Annotated in this window: 18 protein-coding genes and 1 riboswitch; all 18 genes read left to right on the plus strand. The window is 32.7% G+C overall.

The features are described from left to right. The first annotated feature begins 6 nt into the window (after positions 1-6). The 18 genes from RBU61_RS03710 (at position 7) to gap (ending at position 20,742) form a co-directional block, all read left to right on the plus strand. A complete protein-coding gene (locus RBU61_RS03710) occupies positions 7-783 on the plus strand; it encodes a heme ABC transporter ATP-binding protein (protein WP_308878214.1) in 777 nt (258 codons plus the stop codon). A gap of 127 nt (positions 784-910) precedes the next feature. After that, positions 911-1,723: a Cof-type HAD-IIB family hydrolase gene (locus RBU61_RS03715; protein ID WP_308878215.1), complete on the plus strand. Its 813-nt coding sequence runs from the start codon at positions 911-913 to the stop codon at positions 1,721-1,723. Between the two features lie 15 nt (positions 1,724-1,738). After that, positions 1,739-2,209: a tRNA (cytidine(34)-2'-O)-methyltransferase gene (locus tag RBU61_RS03720; RefSeq protein WP_308878216.1), complete on the plus strand. Its 471-nt coding sequence runs from the start codon at positions 1,739-1,741 to the stop codon at positions 2,207-2,209. A 91-nt stretch (positions 2,210-2,300) separates the two neighbouring features. Beyond that, positions 2,301-3,920 carry a Na/Pi cotransporter family protein gene (locus RBU61_RS03725; RefSeq protein WP_308878217.1) on the plus strand — a complete coding sequence of 540 codons (1,620 nt, stop codon included), beginning with the start codon at positions 2,301-2,303 and terminating at the stop codon, positions 3,918-3,920. A 142-nt stretch (positions 3,921-4,062) separates the two neighbouring features. After that, positions 4,063-4,167: riboswitch (glycine riboswitch) on the plus strand. A 303-nt stretch (positions 4,168-4,470) separates the two neighbouring features. Continuing rightward, positions 4,471-5,409 carry a thioredoxin-disulfide reductase gene (gene trxB / locus RBU61_RS03730; protein ID WP_308878218.1) on the plus strand — a complete coding sequence of 313 codons (939 nt, stop codon included), beginning with the start codon at positions 4,471-4,473 and terminating at the stop codon, positions 5,407-5,409. Between the two features lie 36 nt (positions 5,410-5,445). Next, positions 5,446-5,763: a thioredoxin domain-containing protein gene (locus RBU61_RS03735; RefSeq protein WP_308878219.1), complete on the plus strand. Its 318-nt coding sequence runs from the start codon at positions 5,446-5,448 to the stop codon at positions 5,761-5,763. 87 nt (positions 5,764-5,850) lie between these two features. Beyond that, entirely contained in the window at positions 5,851-7,137 is a 1,287-nt protein-coding gene (locus RBU61_RS03740; protein ID WP_308878220.1) for a glycine/sarcosine/betaine reductase component B subunit, read from the plus strand. Between the two features lie 62 nt (positions 7,138-7,199). Beyond that, positions 7,200-7,673 carry a glycine/sarcosine/betaine reductase complex selenoprotein A gene (gene grdA, locus RBU61_RS03745; protein ID WP_308878221.1) on the plus strand — a complete coding sequence of 158 codons (474 nt, stop codon included), beginning with the start codon at positions 7,200-7,202 and terminating at the stop codon, positions 7,671-7,673. A 47-nt stretch (positions 7,674-7,720) separates the two neighbouring features. Beyond that, positions 7,721-9,037: a glycine reductase complex selenoprotein B gene (gene grdB / locus RBU61_RS03750; protein ID WP_308878222.1), complete on the plus strand. Its 1,317-nt coding sequence runs from the start codon at positions 7,721-7,723 to the stop codon at positions 9,035-9,037. Positions 9,038-9,184: 147 nt separating this feature from the next. Further along, positions 9,185-10,723 (plus strand): glycine/sarcosine/betaine reductase complex component C subunit beta, encoded by a 1,539-nt coding sequence (gene grdC / locus RBU61_RS03755; protein ID WP_308878223.1) that lies wholly within the window; start codon positions 9,185-9,187, stop codon positions 10,721-10,723. Between the two features lie 10 nt (positions 10,724-10,733). Then, entirely contained in the window at positions 10,734-11,921 is a 1,188-nt protein-coding gene (gene grdD, locus RBU61_RS03760) for a glycine/sarcosine/betaine reductase complex component C subunit alpha (RefSeq protein WP_308878224.1), read from the plus strand. A gap of 150 nt (positions 11,922-12,071) precedes the next feature. Further along, positions 12,072-13,181 (plus strand): BMP family ABC transporter substrate-binding protein, encoded by a 1,110-nt coding sequence (locus RBU61_RS03765; protein WP_308878225.1) that lies wholly within the window; start codon positions 12,072-12,074, stop codon positions 13,179-13,181. A 77-nt stretch (positions 13,182-13,258) separates the two neighbouring features. Then, positions 13,259-14,785, plus strand: coding sequence for an ABC transporter ATP-binding protein (locus tag RBU61_RS03770; protein ID WP_308879758.1), 1,527 nt, complete (start codon positions 13,259-13,261; stop codon positions 14,783-14,785). Continuing rightward, the gene (locus tag RBU61_RS03775) at positions 14,772-15,881 is read left to right on the plus strand and encodes an ABC transporter permease (protein ID WP_308878226.1); all 1,110 of its coding nucleotides are present in this window, start codon (positions 14,772-14,774) and stop codon (positions 15,879-15,881) included. The genes RBU61_RS03770 and RBU61_RS03775 overlap by 14 nt, the downstream gene beginning before the upstream one ends. After that, positions 15,874-16,851 (plus strand): ABC transporter permease, encoded by a 978-nt coding sequence (locus RBU61_RS03780; RefSeq protein ID WP_374212479.1) that lies wholly within the window; start codon positions 15,874-15,876, stop codon positions 16,849-16,851. The genes RBU61_RS03775 and RBU61_RS03780 overlap by 8 nt, the downstream gene beginning before the upstream one ends. A gap of 264 nt (positions 16,852-17,115) precedes the next feature. Continuing rightward, a complete protein-coding gene (gene rpoN, locus RBU61_RS03785; protein ID WP_308878227.1) occupies positions 17,116-18,492 on the plus strand; it encodes an RNA polymerase factor sigma-54 in 1,377 nt (458 codons plus the stop codon). Between the two features lie 164 nt (positions 18,493-18,656). Continuing rightward, a complete protein-coding gene (locus RBU61_RS03790) occupies positions 18,657-19,688 on the plus strand; it encodes a sugar-binding domain-containing protein (RefSeq protein WP_308878228.1) in 1,032 nt (343 codons plus the stop codon). A gap of 49 nt (positions 19,689-19,737) precedes the next feature. Beyond that, positions 19,738-20,742: a type I glyceraldehyde-3-phosphate dehydrogenase gene (gene gap / locus RBU61_RS03795; protein ID WP_308878229.1), complete on the plus strand. Its 1,005-nt coding sequence runs from the start codon at positions 19,738-19,740 to the stop codon at positions 20,740-20,742. The last annotated feature ends 50 nt before the right edge of the window (positions 20,743-20,792 follow it).

Consider the following 20,792-nt stretch of genomic DNA (forward strand, 5'->3'; position numbering starts at 1 on the left):
GTTACTATGTATGCTTTACAAGTTAAAGATTTAAGATTTAGTTATGGTAAAAAAATAATATTGAAGGATATATCTCTTAATATAGAAAAAGGAAAGTTTGTAAGTATAATAGGCCCTAACGGTTCTGGAAAATCAACTCTTTTAAAAAATCTTAACCATATACATAAACCTAAGAATGGAAAAGTGGAATTAGAAGGGCTAGATATAAAGAAGATAAAGCCTAGGGAATTGGCTATGAAAATAGCTCTAGTACCTCAAAATACTATTATTGATTATGAGTTTACAGTGGAAGATATAGTTCTTATGGGGAGGCACCCTTATAAGGGAAGGTTTCAAAAAGAAGATGAAAATGATTATATGATTGTGAATCAAGCAATGGAAATGACAAATACACTTCACTTAAAGGATAGGATTATTACAGAGATTTCAGGTGGTGAAAGACAAAGAGTCATAATAGCTAAGGCCTTAGCTCAGAATCCTGCTATAATTTTACTAGATGAGCCAACTTCTCATTTAGATATAAATCATCAAATAGAAATATTAAATCTTTTAAGAAAGCTGAATCAAGATAAAGGTACGACTATAATAGTGGTAATCCACGATATAAATTTAGCAGCTAGATATTCTGATGAGATTGTTATATTGAATGAAGGAGAAATAGTAGATGTAGGAAGTCCAGATGATGTTATTACAAAGAAAAATATCGAAGCTATATATAATATTGATGTTGTTATAGAAAAAAATAAATATTCCAATAGTCTTTATTTAACACCAATCAATTAAGTAAAGATTAATAATTAGAAATATAAACTAGCTTGAGCTAGTTTATATTTTTTGTTAACTAATGGGCAAGTTATACTTTTATCTTTATATTTGTTATGTTATATTAAATAATTGAGGAGTGATAAGAATGAAATATAAATTAGTTGCTATAGATATGGATGGTACACTTTTAAATAGCGATAATCAAATTTCTGAAAGAACAAGAGTGGCAATAGAAAAAGCAAAAGAAAAGGGAGCACATATTGTAATATCCACAGGAAGAGTTTTAAAATCAGCATTATACTATTCAGAGACTTTAAAGTTGAGAAATCCAATAATTGCCTGTAATGGTGCAATTATTGTAGATGAATCAGCTAATGTTATCTATAAAAAACCTATAGAAAAAAGTTTAATAAAAACAATAATTGATATTGCAAAACACAAAAATATATATTATCATTTTTATGATGAATCTAGATTTTATTCTCATGTTAGAGTTGAGGAAATATTAAAATTCTATAATGAAGGCAGTGAGAAGAGTACTATAGATATGGAAGTATTTGAAGATATAGAAGAAATCATTAGAAACAAAGACTTAAATGTATATAAATTTATCTTTATTGATGATAATAAAGATAATCTACAAAGTTTAAGGCTAGAATTGGACAAGATAGATAATATAGGCACATCTAGTTCATGGATTAATAATATAGAAGCCATGGGATATAATGTATCAAAGGGCGAGGCAGTAAAAGAACTATGTACAAGGATTAATATTAAACCAGAGGAAGTTATAGCCATAGGCGATAGTGAAAATGATTTATCTATGATACGTTTTGCTGGTTTAGGAGTTGCCATGGGAAATGGAGATGAAATAATAAAAAAAGAGGCTGATTATATTACAGATACAAATGATGAAGATGGTGTAGCTAAAATAATAGAGAAATTTATATTAGAATAGGAGCGTAAAGAATATATGGCATTAAATATAGTACTTGTAGAACCTGAAATACCATCAAATACAGGTAATATTGCTAGAACCTGTGCCTTAACGGGAACAGTACTTCACTTAGTAAGACCTTTAGGTTTTTCAGTAGATGATAAAGCACTTAAACGAGCTGGACTTGATTATTGGAATTTAGTGGAAATACATTATTATGATAATTTCTTTGAGCTATTGGAAAAGTATCCTAATGGAGACTTTTATTATGCTACTACTAAATCTAAAAATAACTATACAGAATTTACTTATAGGGATAATTCATTTTTTGTCTTTGGGAAGGAGACAAAAGGCTTATCAAATGAGATATTGGAAGGAAACCTTGATAAAGGTATTAAAATACCTATGAAGGCGAATATAGCCAGGTCTTTAAATTTATCCAACTCAGTAAATATAATATTATTTGAAGCTTTAAGACAATTAGATTTTCCTAATATAGGAACATAGAATAATTTTATTTCAAGTGGTAATAGCCACAATAAATGTGGTATTATATATCTAGAATAAATAGGTTAATAAATTTACTAGGAGGTTGACTATGGATATAGCTCTGCCAGTACTTGGTGGACTAGGTTTATTCTTATATGGAATGAATCTAATGGGCACAGGTTTACAAAAAGCAGCAGGTGAGAAACTAAAGAGATTAATTGAAGTTTTAACGAACAATAGACTTATGGGTGTATTAGTGGGCGCACTTGTAACTATGGTTATTCAAAGTAGTTCTGCTACAACAGTTATGGTAATAGGATTTGTAAATGCGGGTCTTATGTCTTTGGCTCAAGCAGCAGGTGTTATTATGGGTGCCAATATTGGTACTACAGTAACTGCCCAGTTAATTGCTTTTAACTTAACAGATTTTGCACCTTTAGCAGTAGCAATAGGTGTAGGTATTTGGATTGCAACCTCAAAGAAAAAAGCTAAAAATATGGCAGAGATACTTATTGGATTTGGTATTCTGTTTATTGGTATGGATATGATGAGCGGTGGTCTAAAGCCTTTAGCAGATTTGCCAGCATTTACTAATATTATGGTTAGTTTAAATAATCCAGTTTTAGGTATGTTAGTGGGATTGGGACTTACTACCATTGTTCAGAGTAGTAGTGCTTCTATAGGTTTACTACAGGCTTTGGCTAGCCAAGGATTGTTAAATATAAATATTGCATTTCCAATTCTTTTTGGAGATAATATTGGTACAACTACAACAGCTATGATATCATCAGTTGGGGCTAATAAGACAGCAAAACGTGCAGCTATAATACATTTTTTATTTAACTTAATTGGTACCATTATATTTATGACAATTTTAAAAACACCAATACAAGATTTAGTAACGAAAATATCTCCTAATGATGTTCAGAGACAAATAGCTAATGCTCATACATTATTTAACCTAATAAATGTAGCTATTCAATTACCTTTTGCAGGATTATTGGTTAAGGCTGCACAAGCTATAGTTCCTGGAGATGAAAGACAAGATGTCCAAGAGTCAAAATTCCTTGACTTTAGAATTATAGAAACTCCATCTATAGCATTAGGACAAGTAAGAAAAGAAATTGCAAGAATGGGTGATTTCGTAGAAGATAATCTAGATAGAGCTAAAAGAGCATTTGTAGATGGTGAATATAAGGAAATTGAAATTGCTTTGGAACAAGAACAGAAAATAAATAGATTACAAAAAGAAATTACTGAATATCTAGTTAGACTTTCTAATGCCCCTATATCTGATGAAGAACATAAACAAGTTAATGTGTTTTTTAACAACATAAATGATATAGAGAGAGTAGGAGACCATGCTGAGAATATAGTTGAACTTGCAGAAGAAAGAATGGAAGATAATATGCAGTTTACAGAAGGAGCTATAGAAGAATTAAATGAAATGTTTGGGAAGTGTCAGTTGGCATTTAAAAAGTCTATGGAGGCTTTTAAAACAAATGGAGAGAAAGAAGCTCGAGAAGTATTAGTTTTAGAAGATGAAGTAGATGCTTTAGAAACAAAAAATAGGGAAAATCATATATATAGATTAAATAAAGGATTATGTTCTACAGGACCTGGTATAATCTTTTTAGATTGTATAAGTAATTTGGAGAGAATATCAGACCATTGTTCTAATGTGGCTTTATATGTACTAGATAACTATAAAGCAAAACCTAAACATTAATAAAAAAATTAATAATCAAAAGGGTTGTATATTTATATTTTATGTATTATAATACTAGGTGGATGTGAAAAAAGTATCAAAAAGTCGAATTCACACATATAGTAATTAAAGAAAGATTTAATTATAAAATTTAATTATCTGGATGACTAATACGGAAGAGACCATATTATTTGTGGCGCCGAAGGAAGAAGTTGATGGATAGCCGATCCATAATGAAACTCTCAGGCAAAAGGACCGTATTGTGACAGAACTCTGGAAAGCGCAAGCACCGAAGGAGCAATCTTAAGTGGAGAATCTCTCAGGTAAATGAACAGAGTAAATAGGCCCAATAGACCTATTTATTCTGTTTTTTTTTAAATAAAAACCCTAGCAGCAAACGTAAAAAAAATGTTGATTTTTTAAGTTCATATGCCTATAATTAGGGTGATGTGCTTAATGTAAAATCAATAATATTCCTCTTATAAGTGAAAAATAGGAATATTATCAGCTTTATTTGGCAAAAATGCAATATTAGAGAACTACATAAAAAATATATAAGGGAGGAAAACAAATGATTTATGATGTAATAATCGTAGGAGCAGGTCCTGCAGGATTAGCAGCAGGTCTTTATGCATCTAGAGCAAGACTTAATACTTTAATCATCGAAAAAGATGGAGATGGAGGACAAATAGCTACAACTGATGAAGTTGCTAACTATCCGGGTTCCATTGAAAATGCAAGTGGTCCATCTTTAATCGCAAGAATGGTAGAGCAAGTAAATGAGTTTGGTGCTAAAAAAGTAAACGATGAAATTAAATCAGTAGAAATTGAAGGAAAAATAAAAGTTTTAAAAGGTGCAAAAGAAGAATACCAAGCTAAGACTGTTATTATTGCAACAGGTGCTACACCAAAACCAATAGGTTGTCCGGGAGAAAAAGAATTAACAGGTAGAGGAGTTTCATACTGCGCTACATGTGATGCAGCTTTCTTTGAAGACTTAGAAGTGTTCGTAGTAGGTGGTGGCGATTCAGCAGTTGAAGAAGCTATGTACTTAACAAAATTCGCTAGAAAAGTTACTATCGTTCATAGAAGAGACGAGCTTAGAGCAGCTAAGTCAATCCAAGAAAAAGCATTTAAGAACGAAAAAATGAACTTTATGTGGGATACTACTATTACTGAATTAAAAGGTGATGGTATTCTTGAATCAATGATAGTTAAAAATGTTAAAACAGGTGAAGAAAAAGAAATATTCGCAGACGAAGATGATGGAACATTTGGAGTATTCGTATTCGTAGGATATAACCCAGCAACAAAATTATTTGATGGAATAATTAACATGGAAGATGGGTATATAAAAACTGACGATAATATGAATACTAACGTACCAGGAGTATTTGCTGCTGGAGACAACAGAGTTAAATCACTTAGACAAGTAGTAACTGCAACAGCAGATGGAGCAATAGCAGCTGTTCAAGCTGAAAAATATATAAATGAGCATTTTGAAGACTAGTTGTGACTAAAATTAAATTTAGGAGGTATAATAAATATGTTAGAGCTAAATAAAGATAATTTTGAAGCAGAAGTATTACAAGCAGAAGGATATGTTTTGGTAGATTACTGGGGACCAACTTGTGAACCATGTAAAGCGCTTATGCCACATATTCATGCTTATGAAGAACAATATGGTGACAAAATCAAATTTTCATCATTAGATATTACTAAAGCAAGAAGACTTGCAATTGGACAAAAAGTTATGGGATTACCTGTAATTGCTATTTACAAAGATGGTGAAAGAATAGATGCAGTAGTAGCAGATGATGCTACAAAAGAATCAGTAGAAGAATTAATTAAAAAATACATCTAATTAATTAAATTACATTGATTTTAGTTCTGGCCCTTGTGCTGAGAATTAAGATATAGATATTTGCTAAAATAAGAGGAGGTGAATTTTATGCGTCTGGAATTAGGCCATGTGCTAATTAAAGATGTTCAATTTGGTAGTGAAACCAAACTTGAAAACGGGGTGCTAACTGTAAATAAAGAAGAATTAATCAACTTAATTACAGAAGACGAGCACCTTGCATCAGTAGACGTTGAAATTGCAAAACCTGGTGAAAGTATTAGAATTACACCTGTTAAGGACGTAGTTGAGCCAAGAGTTAAGGTTGAAGGTCCAGGAGGGGTTTTCCCAGGAATATTATCAAAGGTTGATGTTGTAGGTTCAGGAAAAACTAATGTTTTAAAAGGTTGTACAGTAATGACAACTGGTAAAATCGTTGGTTTCCAAGAAGGTATTGTAGATATGACAGGACCAGGAGCAGAATATACTCCATTTTCAAAAACTATAAACTTAGTTATGAAATGTGAACCAATAGAAGGATTAAAGCAACACGATCATGAGAAAGCTGTTAGATTTGCTGGATTTAAAGCTGCTGCTTATCTTGCAGAAACAGCAAAAACATTAGCTCCAGATACAGTAGAGGTATTTGAAGTAGATACATTGTTAGAAGGAATTAAGAAGTATCCTAATCTTCCAAAGGTAGGATATGTTCAAATGCTTCAAACTCAAGGATTACTTCATGATACTTATGTATACGGAGTAGATGCTAAACAAATAGTACCAACTATAATGTACCCAACTGAAATTATGGACGGTGCAATTGTAAGTGGTAACTGTGTATCTGCTTGTGATAAGAATACAACTTACCATCAAATGAATAACCCAGTTATTCATGACCTTTTAGCAGCTCACGGTAAAACACTTAATTTCGTAGGTGTTATAATCACAAACGAAAACGTTTACCTAGCTGATAAAGAAAGATCATCAAACTGGTCAGCTAAACTTGCTGAATACCTAGGACTTGATGGAGTTATAATTTCACAAGAAGGATTTGGTAACCCAGATACAGACCTTATAATGAATACTAAGAAAATAGAAGCTAAAGGTATCAAAACTGTAATCATTACTGATGAGTACGCAGGTAGAGATGGTGCCAGCCAATCTCTAGCAGATGCTGACCCTTCAGCTAATGCAGTAGTTACAGGAGGTAATGCTAACGAAGTAATCGTATTACCACCAATGGATAAAGTAATTGGTACTTTAGATTATGTTGACATCATAGCAGGAGGATTTGACGGAAGCTTAGCAGCTGACGGTACAATTACTGTAGAAATCCAAGCTATTACTGGAGCAACTAATGAAGTAGGCTTCAACAAAATGTCAGCAAGAGGATTCTAAATTAATAATATATATGTAAAAAAATAAATTATATGCTAAAAAATAAGAAAGGAAGTGGACAAATGTCAATATTTAATGAAAACACAAAAGTTATCATTATCGGTGACAGAGATGGTATACCAGGACCAGCTATGGAAGAATGTATAAAAACCACTCCTGCAGAAGTAGTATTTTCAGCAACAGAATGTTTTGTCTGAACGGCTGCAGGCGCAATGGACTTAGAAAATCAAAAAAGGGTTAAAGATTTAACTGAAAAATACGGAGCAGAAAATATGCTAGTATTAATCGGTGGAGCAGAAGCTGAATCAGCAGGATTAGCAGCTGAAACAGTTACTGCAGGAGACCCAACTTTCGCAGGTCCATTAGCAGGAGTTCCGTTGGGACTTAAAGTTTATCATGCAGTAGAACCAGAATTCAAAGAATCAGTAGATGCTGATGTATATGATGAGCAAATCGGTATGATGGAAATGGTTCTTGACGTTGATGAAATAGTGGCAGAAGTAAAAGGTATGAGAGACGAATTTACTAAATTTTAATAAATAAATAATATCCCGATACGAAATACACGAGAGGAGGGAAACAAATGGGGAAAATTAAAGTAGTCCACTATATAAACCAGTTCTATGCTGGAATCGGTGGAGAAGAAAAAGCAGACCACAAACCAGAAGCTAGAGAAGGCGCAATGGGACCTGGTTTAGCTATTCAAGCAGGATTTAAAGATGAAGCTGAAATCGTAGCTACAGTTATATGTGGGGATGGATATTTTGGTGAAAATCTAGAAGATGCAAAAAGAGAAGTTCTTGAATTAATAAAACAATATAGCCCAGATCTAGTTATAGCTGGACCAGCATTTAACGCAGGTAGATATGGAGTTGCAGCAGGTACAGTTACAGAAGCTGTACAAAATGAATTGGGAATACCAGCTGTAACTGGTATGTATATAGAAAACCCAGGTGCTGATATGTTCAAGAAATCAGTATATGTTGTTTCTACAAGAAACTCAGCTGCTGGTATGAGAGATGCAGTTGGAAAACTAGTACCATTAGCACTTAAAGTAGCTAAAGGTGAAGAAATAGGTTCTCCAGAAGAAGAAGGATATTTAGAAAGAGGAATCAGAAAGAATTACTTCACTGATAAGAGAGGTTCTGAAAGAGCAGTTGATATGCTTGTAAAGAAACTTGCAGGAGAAGAATTTGTTACTGAATTCCCAATGCCAAACTTTGATAGAGTGGATCCAAATCCAGCTATTAAAGATCTTTCAAAAGCTACAATAGCTATAGTAACTTCAGGTGGTATAGTTCCACACGGAAACCCTGACCACATTGAGTCATCATCAGCACAAAAATATGGTAAATATGACATTGAAGGTGTTGATGATCTTAAAGAAGGAGAATGGGAAACAGCACACGGCGGACATGACCCAGTATATGCTAATATAGATTCAGATAGAGTTATTCCAGTTGACGTTTTACGTGAAATGGAAAAAGAAGGAAAAATTGGAAAGTTACACAGATATTTCTACTCTACAGTAGGAAATGGTACTGCTGTAGCAAGCTCTAAGAAATTCTCAGAGGAATTTTCTGCAGAAATGAAGAGAGATGGAGTAGACGCAGTTATCTTAACTTCTACGTGAGGCACTTGTACACGTTGCGGTGCAACAATGGTAAAAGAAGTTGAGAGAGCTGGTATTCCAGTAGTTCATATGTGTACAGTAGTTCCAATATCATTAACAGTAGGAGCTAATAGAATAGTTCCAACTATAGCTATACCTCACCCATTAGGAGATCCGAAATTAGATCCTAAGGAAGAGAAAGCTCTTAGAAGAAAATTAGTTGAAAGAGCATTAGAAGCTTTAACAACTGAAGTAACAGAGCAAACTGTATTTGATGTTAAGAAATAATTAATAAGACTTATAAAAGGGTGATTTTTTTATCACCCTTTTATAAGCAAAGCTTCAAAAAAGAGTTTTAAATAGAAAAGTAGAACTTTTCTATTCGTTATAAGCAAGACCAGATAATTACATACCAAAATTTATGGAGGTGGACATATGAATTATTCAGTAGTAAAAGGAACATCTTATGTATTGGTGCATACACCAGATATGATTATTCACAATGGTACAACTCAAACAACAGAAAAACATTTAAATCCAAATTCAGAGTATTTAAAAGCTATTCCAAATCATATACGTACTTTTGAAGAAGCAGTTAACTATATGCCAAATCAAGTGTACATTGGAAATCATAAGCCAGCTGAGCTTAAAACAATTGAACAACCATGGTATGATAAAGACGTAGCAGATGCAAAAAGAGATGGTAAATTTGGTGAAATAATGCCACAAGATGAATTTTTAGGTCTTATTAAAATAGTAGACGTATTTGATCTTGTGTTATTATCAAAAGAGTTTACAGCAGAAGTTAAACCAAAATTAGAAGCTCATCCATTAATTAAGGATGAATTTGTTGCAAAATTAAAAGAAGGTCACGATATAGCAGATATTGAAAAGTTTGTAAATGAACAAGATGCAGAAGGACTTTATTTTGATAAAAAATTAATTGGTTGTGTAAAAAGAGCTCACGATGTGGACGCTAACTTAAACGCTCATGTAATTTTAGAAAACCTTGTAGCAAAAGCTTCAGGAGTATTAGCAGCATGGCATTTACTAGCTAAAAATGATCTACAACCAGAAGAAGTAGAATATGTAATAGAGTGTTCAGAAGAAGCTTGTGGAGATATGAACCAAAGAGGTGGCGGTAACTTTGCTAAATCTATAGCTGAAATGGCTGGTTTAACAAATGCTACAGGTTCAGACCTAAGAGGATTCTGTGCGGCTCCAGCTCATGCTTTAATTTCAGCAGCTTCACTAGTTCAAGCAGGTACTTTCAAAAAAGTAATGGTTGTTTCAGGTGGATCTACGGCTAAATTAGGTATGAATGGTAAAGACCATATTAAAAAAGGTATGCCTATATTAGAAGACGTTGTAGGTGGATTTGCAGTAATAATCGCTGAAAACGATGGAGTAAACCCAGTTTTAAGAACTGATTTAGTTGGTAGACATACAGTTGGTACTGGATCATCACCTCAGGCAGTAATTACTTCATTAGTTACGGCACCACTTGATAAAGCAGGATTAAAAATAACTGATATTGATAAATATTCAGTAGAAATGCAAAACCCAGATGTTACAAAGCCAGCAGGAGCAGGAGATGTTCCAACAGCTAACTATAAAATGATTGCAGCTCTAGGAGTTAAGAGAGGCGAAATTGAAAGAACTGGTATAGATGCATTTATTCAAAACCATGGTATGGAAGGATGGGCTCCAACTCAAGGTCATATTCCTTCAGGAGCACCATATGTTGGATTCGCTAGAGAAGCAATGTTAGCAGGTGAAATAAATAGAACTATGATCGTAGGAAAGGGAAGCTTATTCTTAGGTAGAATGACTAACTTATTCGACGGGGCATCAATAGTTATGGAAAAAAATACTGGAAAGTTAGATGCGGGTAAAGGTGTATCAGAAGAAGAAGTTAGAGGACTTGTAGCAGAAGCTATGAGAGATTTTGCTTCTCATCTACTTCAAGATTAGAGGTGATACTATGTCAGATAACAATATAAAAGGTATGATTGGTAAAGTATTTAATGATATTGCAGATGCAATGCAAACTGGTCAATTTGGAGAAAGGGTTAGAGTAGGTATTACAGTAGCAGGCTCAGAACTAGGAATTGACAATATAGTAAAAGGTGCTGAAATGGCTCAAGCCAGAGACAATAGCATTGAAGTAGTACTAATTGGACCAAAAGTTGATTCAAAACTTACTCAATACAATGTTGAAGGAGAAGATGCTCAACATAAGAAAATGGAAGAATTACTAGACAGTGGAGAAATTGGAGCTTGTATCACTATGCACTATAATTTCCCAATAGGAGTTTCTACAGTAGGTAGAGTTGTAACTCCTGGACAAGGTCGTGAAATGTTCTTAGCTACAACTACAGGAACATCATCACCACATAGAGTTGAAGCTATGGTTAAAAATGGTATCTATGGTATTATAGCTGCAAAAGCTATGGGAATCAAAGAACCAACTGTAGGTATTCTAAATGTTGATGGTGCAAGACAAGTAGAAAGAGCTTTCAAGGAATTAAATAGCAAGGGATATCCAGTTAACTTCACAGAATCAGGAAGAGCAGATGGCGGTTCAGTAATGAGAGGTAATGACCTTTTAACAGGAACACCAGATATTATGATTAATGATACTTTAACAGGTAATCTTTTAATGAAGGTATTTTCATCGTTCTCAACAGGTGGATCATATGAAGCACAAGGCTTTGGATATGGCCCTGGAATTGGAGAAGATTATAATAGAACAATTCTTATTCTTTCAAGAGCATCAGGCACTCCAGTAGTGGCTAATGCAATTGGTTACGCAGCATCTTTAGTAAGAGGCAATGTAATTAATATTGCTAAGGAAGAATTTGAAAAGGCAAATAAAGCAGGACTTAAAGATATATTAAAAGGTCTTACAAAAGATACCAAAAAAGTGGAAGCTAAAGAAGAAGAAACGGTAGAAGCTCCACCAGCAGAAACTGTTACCGGAACTATAAATGGTATAGATATTATGGAATTAGAAGATGCTGTTCAAGCACTTTGGAAAGAAGGTATCTATGCTGAGTCTGGAATGGGTTGTACAGGACCAATAGTAATGGTAAATGAAGCTAAGTTAAGCGAAGCTATTAAAGCATTGGCAAAGGCTGGTTATGATGTAGGCGAATCTGATCCATGCTAAGATTAAAAGCTCCAAGGAAACTTGGAGCTTTTATATTGAAAAAAAACTGAAGATACATTATAATGTTATTGTAGATTAATTTGCCTAAAAAGGTAATTATATAATATTATATATACATAGTATTATATAACAAATAAAAAAGTGGGGGTAATGAAAGTGAAAAGAAAATTATTAGCATTATCATTAGTCTTAGCATTAGTTCTATCCTTTGCATTAACAGGATGTAAAGCAGCTGATAAGACTCCAGAAGATGATAACAGCACAATAACCGATGGTACTAATACACCAGATGACAATGATACAGAAGCTACAGACCTTAAAGTTAGTATGGTTACAGATGAAGGTGGAGTAAATGACCAATCATTTAACCAATCAGCTTGGGAAGGTTTACAACAAGCAGAAAAAGAGTTAGGAGTTACTGTAAAATATCAAGAATCACATCAAGAAGCAGATTATGCACCTAACTTCGAAACATTATTAGATGCAGGTAACGATTTAATTTGGGGAATTGGATATAAATTAGCTGATGCTGCATTAGCAGCTGCTGAAGCAAATCCAGATACTAACTATGCTATAATTGACTCCGCTTATGAAAATACACCAGAAAATATGGTAGGAGTATTATTTAAACAAGAACAACCATCTTTCTTGGTTGGATACATTGCAGGTAGAATGACAGAAACTAACAAATTAGGTTTTGTTGGCGGTATTGAAGGAGAAGTTATTGGAGCATTTGATTATGGATACCAAGCAGGAGTTCAATATGCAGCAAAAGAATTAGGAAAAGAAATTACAGTTTTATCACAATATGCTGATTCATTCTCAGATGCAGCTAAAGGTAAATCAATAGCTACTAATATGTATCAACAAGGTATGGACATAGTATTCCATGCAGCTGGTGGAGTAGGCGATGGTGTTATTGAAGCAGCTAAAGAACAAGACAAATGGGTAATTGGAGTAGATAGAGACCAAAACGATATGGCTCCAGATAATGTTTTAACTTCAGCTATGAAACGTGTAGACGTTGGTGTATACAATATAGTTAAATTATTAAAAGAAGGAAACTTCCCAGGTGGTACTACTGTAGTATACGGTTTAGAAGATAATGGTGCTGTAGATATAGCTCCTACATCAAGCAAAAATGTTCCAGCTGAAATTTTAGAAGCAGTAGAAAAAGTTAAACAAGATATTATAGATGGAAAGATAGAAGTTCCAGTTAATCAAGAAACTTATGATGCATTTGTAGAAGGTTTAAAATAATAAAAATAAAGCAGCTCAGGCTATAGTCTGAGCTGTTTAACTCTAAATAGGAGGGAAACCTGTTGACCACTGAAAAAATGGATAAAAAAGCAATAGAGATGAAAAATATAACTAAAAAGTTTGGTGATTTTACTGCCAATGATAATATAGATTTAACTGTCCATAAAGGTGAGATCCATGCCCTATTAGGTGAAAATGGTGCAGGCAAAAGTACTTTAATGAATGTGCTCTATGGACTTTATACGCCAACTTCTGGTGATATATACATAGATGGTAAGAAGGTAAGCATTACCAATCCTAACGTAGCAATAAAAAATGGTATAGGAATGGTTCATCAACATTTTATGCTAGTAGATACCTTTACAGTGGTAGAAAATATTATCTTAGGTATGGAAACTACAAATGGTGCTGTATTGGATATAAAAAAGGCAACTAAAAATGTAGAAGAAATTTCAAAAAAATATGGACTATTAGTAGATCCCCATGCAAAGATACAAGATATTTCTGTAGGTATGCAACAAAGAGTAGAGATACTCAAGGCTTTATATAGAGGTGCCGATATTCTAATATTGGACGAGCCAACAGCAGTTCTTACACCTCAAGAAATTGATGAATTAATTAATATAATTCATTCCTTAGCGAATCAAGGGAAAACTATAATTATAATTACTCATAAATTAAAAGAGATAAAGGCAGTTGCTGATTATTGTACAATCATTAGAAGAGGTAAAAGGATTGATACAGTAAAGGTTGAAGATGTAAATGAAGAAAACCTTGCAGAAATGATGGTAGGTAGAGAAGTAAGTTTTGTTACAGATAAAAAACCTGTAAATAGAGGTAAAAAGATATTAGATATTAATGATATTCTTATAAAAGATAATAGAAAGTTAAATGCAGTAAATGGGCTATCATTAGAACTTCATTCAGGAGAGATATTAGGAATTGCTGGAGTAGACGGAAATGGTCAATCTGAATTAATAGAAGGTATTACGGGACTTAGAAATATTGAATCTGGAAATGTAATTCTTGATGAAAAAGATATAACAAATAAAACTCCTTTTGAAATAATAAATTCTGGTTTAAGTAATATTCCAGAAGATAGACAAAAAAGAGGTCTAGTATTGGACTTTACAATTGCAGAAAATATGATATTGGAAAATTACCATAAAGAACCTTTTTCTAAAAAAGGTAGGTTAAATCATAGAGCTATAGAAAACTTTTCAAAGGAATTAATAGAAAAGTTTGATGTAAGACCAAATAATCCTAGCCAAAGAGCAGGAGCATTATCTGGCGGTAATCAGCAAAAGGTAATCATAGCCAGGGAAGTGACTAATAACCCAGAGGTATTAATTGCTGCTCAACCAACAAGGGGACTAGATGTTGGAGCTATTGAATATGTTCATAGATATTTAATTGAACAGAGGGATAATGGAAAAGCGGTACTTCTTATTTCCTTTGAACTTGAAGAAATAATAAATCTTTCAGATAGAATAGCAGTTATCTATGAAGGAAAAATAGTAGATATAATAGATTCTAAAGATGCAGATGAGAGAAAACTAGGCCTTCTTATGGCTGGAGGAGGTGCAGATAATGAAAAAAAATAACAAGTTTATGGTAACGTTATTTTCAATATTTTTAGGATTGGTAGTAGGAGCTATAATCTTACTTATATCAGGGTATAATCCAATAGAGGCCTATAAGGTAATGTTTATGGGTATATTCGGTAGTCCCAAATATATTTCCTATACAATAGTTAGATCTACCCCTATAATAATAACTGGTATATCAGTAGCCTTTGCCTTTAAAACAGGATTATTTAATATAGGTGCAGAGGGACAATTTATAATAGGTTCAATATTTGCAATGATAGCTGGATATTTATTTAAATTGCCTCCAGTAATTCATGGTATAGTGGCTATTCTAGTAGGAGCACTAGCAGCAGGTATATGGGCAGGAATAGTAGGAGTACTAAAATCAAAATTTGGTATCAATGAAGTAATTTCATCTATAATGCTAAACTGGATAGCTTTATATATGAATAACTATTTTTTAACTTTTCCAGCTTTAAGAAGACCAAATTCAGATGCTTCATTTAAAGTATTAGATACAGCAAAAATAAACTTTTTAGGACAATGGAAGGTATCAGAGTCAGGAAAAGCATTTTTGAAGAACAATGAATTCTTGAGAGAATTATTAAATCCACCAGTAAACTACGGTTTTATAATAGCAATTTTATTAGCTATACTAGTATGGTATATACTAAAACATACTACATTGGGATATCAATTAAAAGCTGTTGGATATAATAGGGATGCAGCTGAATACGGTGGAATAAATATTAAGAAAAATATCGTAGTATCTATGATGATTGCAGGTGCTATATCAGGTGTTGCAGGTGCTACTCAAGTTCTTGGAGTAGAGCATCAAATAGGAATTCTTGCTGCATCTCAAGGATATGGCTTTAATGGGATGGCAGTATCTTTAATTGCAGGAAATAATCCTTTAGCTACTATACCAGCAGGACTATTATTTGGTGGATTGACTTATGGTGGTGGAAAACTTAATTCCTTAATTGGAGCCCCATCAGAGGTAATAAATATAGCTATAGGTTCCATAGTATTCTTTGTAGCTATGCCAAAGTTATTTCAAATGTTTGGCAAAATTTTTACTAGAAGAAAAAGAGGTGAAAATCTTGATTAGTATAATTAATAATCTAGGAATTATAATAGGAATATCTCTAATGTATTCGGCACCTCTTATATATACGGCATTAGGTGGGGTTATATCTGAAAATGCAGGTGTAGTTAATATAGGTCTTGAGGGTATGATGACTATAGGTGCCTTAATAGGCGCAACAGTAGGTTATTATTCAGGAAACCCTTGGTTAGCATTTTTAGCAGCAGGTATGGCAGGAGGACTTATGGCTGTTTTACATGGTATAGCTTCTATTACATTTACTGCAGATCAAATAGTATCCGGTATAGCACTTAACTTCATTGGACCAGGACTAGCTCTATTCCTTTCAAGATTATTCTTTGAAGGAGCAACAATGACTAAACCTATACCACTTGATAACAAAATGCCACAACCATTTAAAAATATTTTACCTGAAATTACACAGGTGGAAACCATAAAAGATGCTATGATAAACTTCTTTAGAAACGCAATTTTTAATCAATATGTAACGGTTTTTATGGCTTTTATATTAGTCTTTATAGTATGGTTTATATTATATAAGACAAAACTAGGTCTTAGAATTCGTTCAGTAGGAGAACATCCAAGAGCAGCAGATACATTAGGTATCAATGTATATAGGATAAAATATATAGCAGTAATATTATCAGGAGTATTTGCAGGCTTTGGTGGCGCTGCAATGAGTATAGCAGTAGTGGCAAACTATAGGGCAACACTAATATCAGGTCAGGGATTTATAGCTTTGGCAGCTATGATATTTGGTAAATGGAAACCTCAAGGAGCTATGTGGGCTTGCCTACTATTTGGTGCAGCCCAAGGTATTGCAATTTACCTTGGTGGTACAACAGTTAAAGTACCGTCAACATTATTAGCCATGACTCCTTATGTAATTACATTACTAGCTTTAATATTCGTAGTAGGAGAAGGAAATGGACCTAAAGCTAATGGACTTCCTTATGAGAAAAACCAAGGCTAATTAAATTATATACTTTAAAAAGGCAAGGATAAAAACTCCTTGTCTTTTTATAACGAATAGAAAAGTTCTACTTTTTAATCTTTTTATTATTTAGGAACTTGCTATGACCTAAATGAGTTTCAAAAAAAGCTACTTTAATGCTTCTTTAGAAACTTTTTTTATTATGGATAGGAAAATTCTACTTTTATCTTTTTTATTTTGTACTTTGTTAAACTTCTGATATAATATAATCAAATATAAATTTATTGAGGAAGGTTGAATTTTATGAGGCTTAGCTATGATTTGATCCTTGAACAATCTCAAAAGTTAATAATGACTCCAGAATTAAGACAAGCTATAGAATTATTACAGTTCAATAGTTTAGAATTAAAAGAATATATTACCAATGAGTTAGAAGAAAACCCTATGCTTGAACCAGCAGGTACTAATGAAGAATTTGAAAACCTAGATAAATATAAAGATGATAACGACATAGACTGGAAAGAATATTTAGAAAAGTATGACGATATTAGTTATAGGCCACAAGTAGATAAAAATATAAAAGAATATAACTATGAATCTTTTGTAAGCCATGGACCTACATTAAGGGAACATCTAATATCACAACTAAATCTTACTTCGTTGGAAAGCAAAGAACATAAGATTGGAGAAAATATTATATATAATATAGATGAAAATGGGTATTTAAAATCTTCTTTAGAAGAAATTGCAAGTTTTATGAAATCAGATATAGAAGAGGTTAGAAAACTATTAGATATTATACAAACCTTTGAGCCTATTGGAGTAGGTGCTAGAGATTTAAAAGAATGTTTATTAATCCAATTAAGAGATATAAAAGATGTTCATCCCTGTGCTGCAATAATAATTAAAGATTATTTAGAAGATATTGGATATAATAGAATTCAAAAAATCTCCAAGGAATTAAACCTTGAGCTTATAGAAGTACAAGAAGTTTGTGATTATATAAAAACTTTGGAGCCTAAACCAGGTAGGACTTTTAGAGGAGAAGGCGGAGATGCAAGATATATAACACCAGATGCTGAAATTAAACTTGTAGATGGAGAATTTATTGTTATAATAAATGATTCTACAGGCCCTAAGCTTAATATAAACAACTATTATAAAGAACTTATGAAATCAGGCGGAGATAAAGATACCATAGATTTTCTTAACGAAAAATTTAATTCTGCAATGTGGGTAATTAGAAGTATAGAACAGAGAAAGTCAACTATTAGAAAAGTAATAGAGTCCATATTAAAGTTCCAAATGGATTTTTTTATAGAAGGAGAAAAATCACTAAAATCTCTAACATTAAAAGATGTGGCAGAAGATGTGGAGATGCATGAGTCTACCATATCTAGAGCCACAAATGGTAAATATGTTCAAACTCCTAGAGGATTATTTGAATTAAAATATTTTTTCTCATCTGGTATATTAAGTGAAGATGGTGATATGTCATCTACAAGTATAAAAGTTACTTTGAAGGAAATCATAGATAATGAAAACAATAAAAAGCCATATAGTGATCAAAAAATATCTGAGCTGCTAAAGGAACAAGGAATAAATATCTCAAGGAGAACTGTTGCAAAATACAGAGATGAATTAAATATACCCTCTTCATCAATGAGGAGAAGATATTAAATAAATATATTTATTTAATGTTGAATAATATATAAATGTATTATATACTATGGGTAGTAGAATTTTTATTCTACTATTTCTTTAAAAATACTGGGACAAAAAATACACTACCGGGACTTAAAATGACCAGCATTGTAAATAATTTCTATTAGAAGGTGATTTATATGGAAATACTAGAAATACTAAAGAAGATAACTCCAGAGATAGTTGATATAATTGAAAAAAGATATCTTATTTTAAGGGCTATTTCCTATAATCAACCTATAGGAAGAAGAGCTTTGTCCACAGAATTAGGATTTAAGGAGCGAACCATAAGGGACGAAGTGGGAATACTTAAGAACCAAGGGTTGTTAAGCATTGATTTAATGGGTATGTATATAACCGACGAAGGTAAAAAACTTTTGTCAAACCTACATTCAACTTATGGTAATTTGAAAGGTATTCCGAAAATGGAAGAAAAATTAAGAGAAATTCTTAAAATAAAAAAAATAATTATAGCACCTGGTAGTTTATCAGAAAACAGTATGGTTCTAAGAGATATGGGGAAAATTACATCTAAGCTGTTAAAAGATATTACATTATCTAAAGAGGTAATAGGTATTACTGGAGGAAGTACTATGGCAGCAGTAGCTGATGAAGTTACTCCTGATAACAAAACAAGAGATGTAATAGTAATACCTGCTAGGGGAGGATTAGGACGTGAGGTAGAGACTCAATCTAACTCCATAGCAGCAAAACTAGGTCAGAAATTAGGAGGTTCCTATAGGCTTCTATATGTACCAGATGGGCTAGAAGAAAAAGCTTTAGAACTTATGCTAAAAAATGAAGAAGTTAAAGAATCTATGGAATTAATTCATAATATGAATACCCTTGTATTTGGAATTGGTAGGGCAGATACTATGGCAAAGAGAAGAAATTTATCTGAAGAAAAAATAGACGCATTAACTAATGCTGGTGCAGTAGCCGAAGCTCTTGGCCATTATTTCGATATTAAAGGAAATGAAGTTTGGGAATTTAAAACCATAGGATTATCCCTTGAAAAATTTAAGGAATTAGATAATCTTATTGGAGTAGCAGGTGGAGAGGAAAAGGCTGAGTCAATAATTGCAGTATCCACATTAAACGAAAATATGACTTTAATAACAGATGAATCTGCGGCAAGAAAAATATTAGATATAGTAAGTAATGCTACATAGTAGCCAAAATATATAAATAAAAAATATATAATAAATAGGAGGAGTATATATGTCAATGAAAGTTGGATTAAGTGGATTTGGTAGAATAGGTAGAGACGTATTAAGAGCTTATGCAGAAAATGGTGTGGATGAATTTGAAATAGTAGCAATAAATGCATCAGGAAGCTTAAATGATTTAGCACATTTATTTAAATACGATACTATGTATGGTAAATTCAATGGTACATTAGAAGTAGTTGAAGATGGATTTATTATTAATGGAAAAAAAGTCAAAGTAGTAGCTCACAGAGATCCTTTAGAAATACCTTGGAAGGACCTTGGAGTTGAATTAGTAATAGACTCTACAGGAGCATTTAGAGATAGAGAAGGTCTATCTAAGCATATAACAGCAGGTGCAAAAAAAGTTATCATAACTGCACCAGCTAAGGATGAAGATATTACTATAGTATTGGGAGTAAATGAAGATAAATATGATCCAGCTAATCATCATATTATTTCAAATGCTTCATGTACAACAAACTGTTTAGCACCAGTAGCTAAAGTTATACTTGAGAAATTTGGTATTAAAAAAGGATTAATGACTACAATCCATGCTTATACAAATGATCAACAAATTCTAGATAAAAGACATAAGGACCTTAGACGTGCAAGAACAGCGGCACAAAATATTGTTCCAACAACGACAGGAGCTGCTAAGGCAGTAGCTTTAGTACTTCCAGAATTAAAAGGAAAGCTTAATGGCTTCTCAGTAAGAGTACCAGTTGCTACAGTTTCTATGGTAGATGTAGTGTTTGAATTAGAAAAACCAGCTACAGCAGAAGAAATAAATCAAGCTTTAAAAGAAGCTAGTGAAGGGGAATTAAAAGGAATATTAGGCTACTCTGATGAGCCACTAGTATCATCAGACTATATAGCAGATCCACGTTCATCAATTGTAGACGGATTATCAACTATGGCTATAGATAATATGGTTAAAGTAGTTTCTTGGTATGATAATGAGTGGGGTTATTCTGAAAGAGTAGTAGACCTTGCAAAATTAGTAGCAACTAAATAGGAAAACTAAATTTAAAATTATAATATGAAAGAAAAGTCGGGCAATATTGC

Origin of the sequence: Tissierella sp. MB52-C2, assembly GCF_030931715.1 — a bacterium.
Classification (GTDB): Bacteria; Bacillota; Clostridia; order Tissierellales; family Tissierellaceae; genus Tissierella.

Coding starts and splice junctions, on each gene's coding strand:
- RBU61_RS03710 (WP_308878214.1), top strand. CDS start 7: ATGTATGCTTTACAAGTTAAAGATTTAAGATTTAGTTATGGTAAAAAA.
- RBU61_RS03715 (WP_308878215.1), top strand. CDS start 911: ATGAAATATAAATTAGTTGCTATAGATATGGATGGTACACTTTTAAAT.
- RBU61_RS03720 (WP_308878216.1), top strand. CDS start 1,739: ATGGCATTAAATATAGTACTTGTAGAACCTGAAATACCATCAAATACA.
- RBU61_RS03725 (WP_308878217.1), top strand. CDS start 2,301: ATGGATATAGCTCTGCCAGTACTTGGTGGACTAGGTTTATTCTTATAT.
- trxB (WP_308878218.1), top strand. CDS start 4,471: ATGATTTATGATGTAATAATCGTAGGAGCAGGTCCTGCAGGATTAGCA.
- RBU61_RS03735 (WP_308878219.1), top strand. CDS start 5,446: ATGTTAGAGCTAAATAAAGATAATTTTGAAGCAGAAGTATTACAAGCA.
- RBU61_RS03740 (WP_308878220.1), top strand. CDS start 5,851: ATGCGTCTGGAATTAGGCCATGTGCTAATTAAAGATGTTCAATTTGGT.
- grdC (WP_308878223.1), top strand. CDS start 9,185: ATGAATTATTCAGTAGTAAAAGGAACATCTTATGTATTGGTGCATACA.
- grdD (WP_308878224.1), top strand. CDS start 10,734: ATGTCAGATAACAATATAAAAGGTATGATTGGTAAAGTATTTAATGAT.
- RBU61_RS03765 (WP_308878225.1), top strand. CDS start 12,072: ATGAAAGTGAAAAGAAAATTATTAGCATTATCATTAGTCTTAGCATTA.
- RBU61_RS03770 (WP_308879758.1), top strand. CDS start 13,259: ATGGATAAAAAAGCAATAGAGATGAAAAATATAACTAAAAAGTTTGGT.
- RBU61_RS03775 (WP_308878226.1), top strand. CDS start 14,772: ATGAAAAAAAATAACAAGTTTATGGTAACGTTATTTTCAATATTTTTA.
- rpoN (WP_308878227.1), top strand. CDS start 17,116: ATGAGGCTTAGCTATGATTTGATCCTTGAACAATCTCAAAAGTTAATA.
- RBU61_RS03790 (WP_308878228.1), top strand. CDS start 18,657: ATGGAAATACTAGAAATACTAAAGAAGATAACTCCAGAGATAGTTGAT.
- gap (WP_308878229.1), top strand. CDS start 19,738: ATGTCAATGAAAGTTGGATTAAGTGGATTTGGTAGAATAGGTAGAGAC.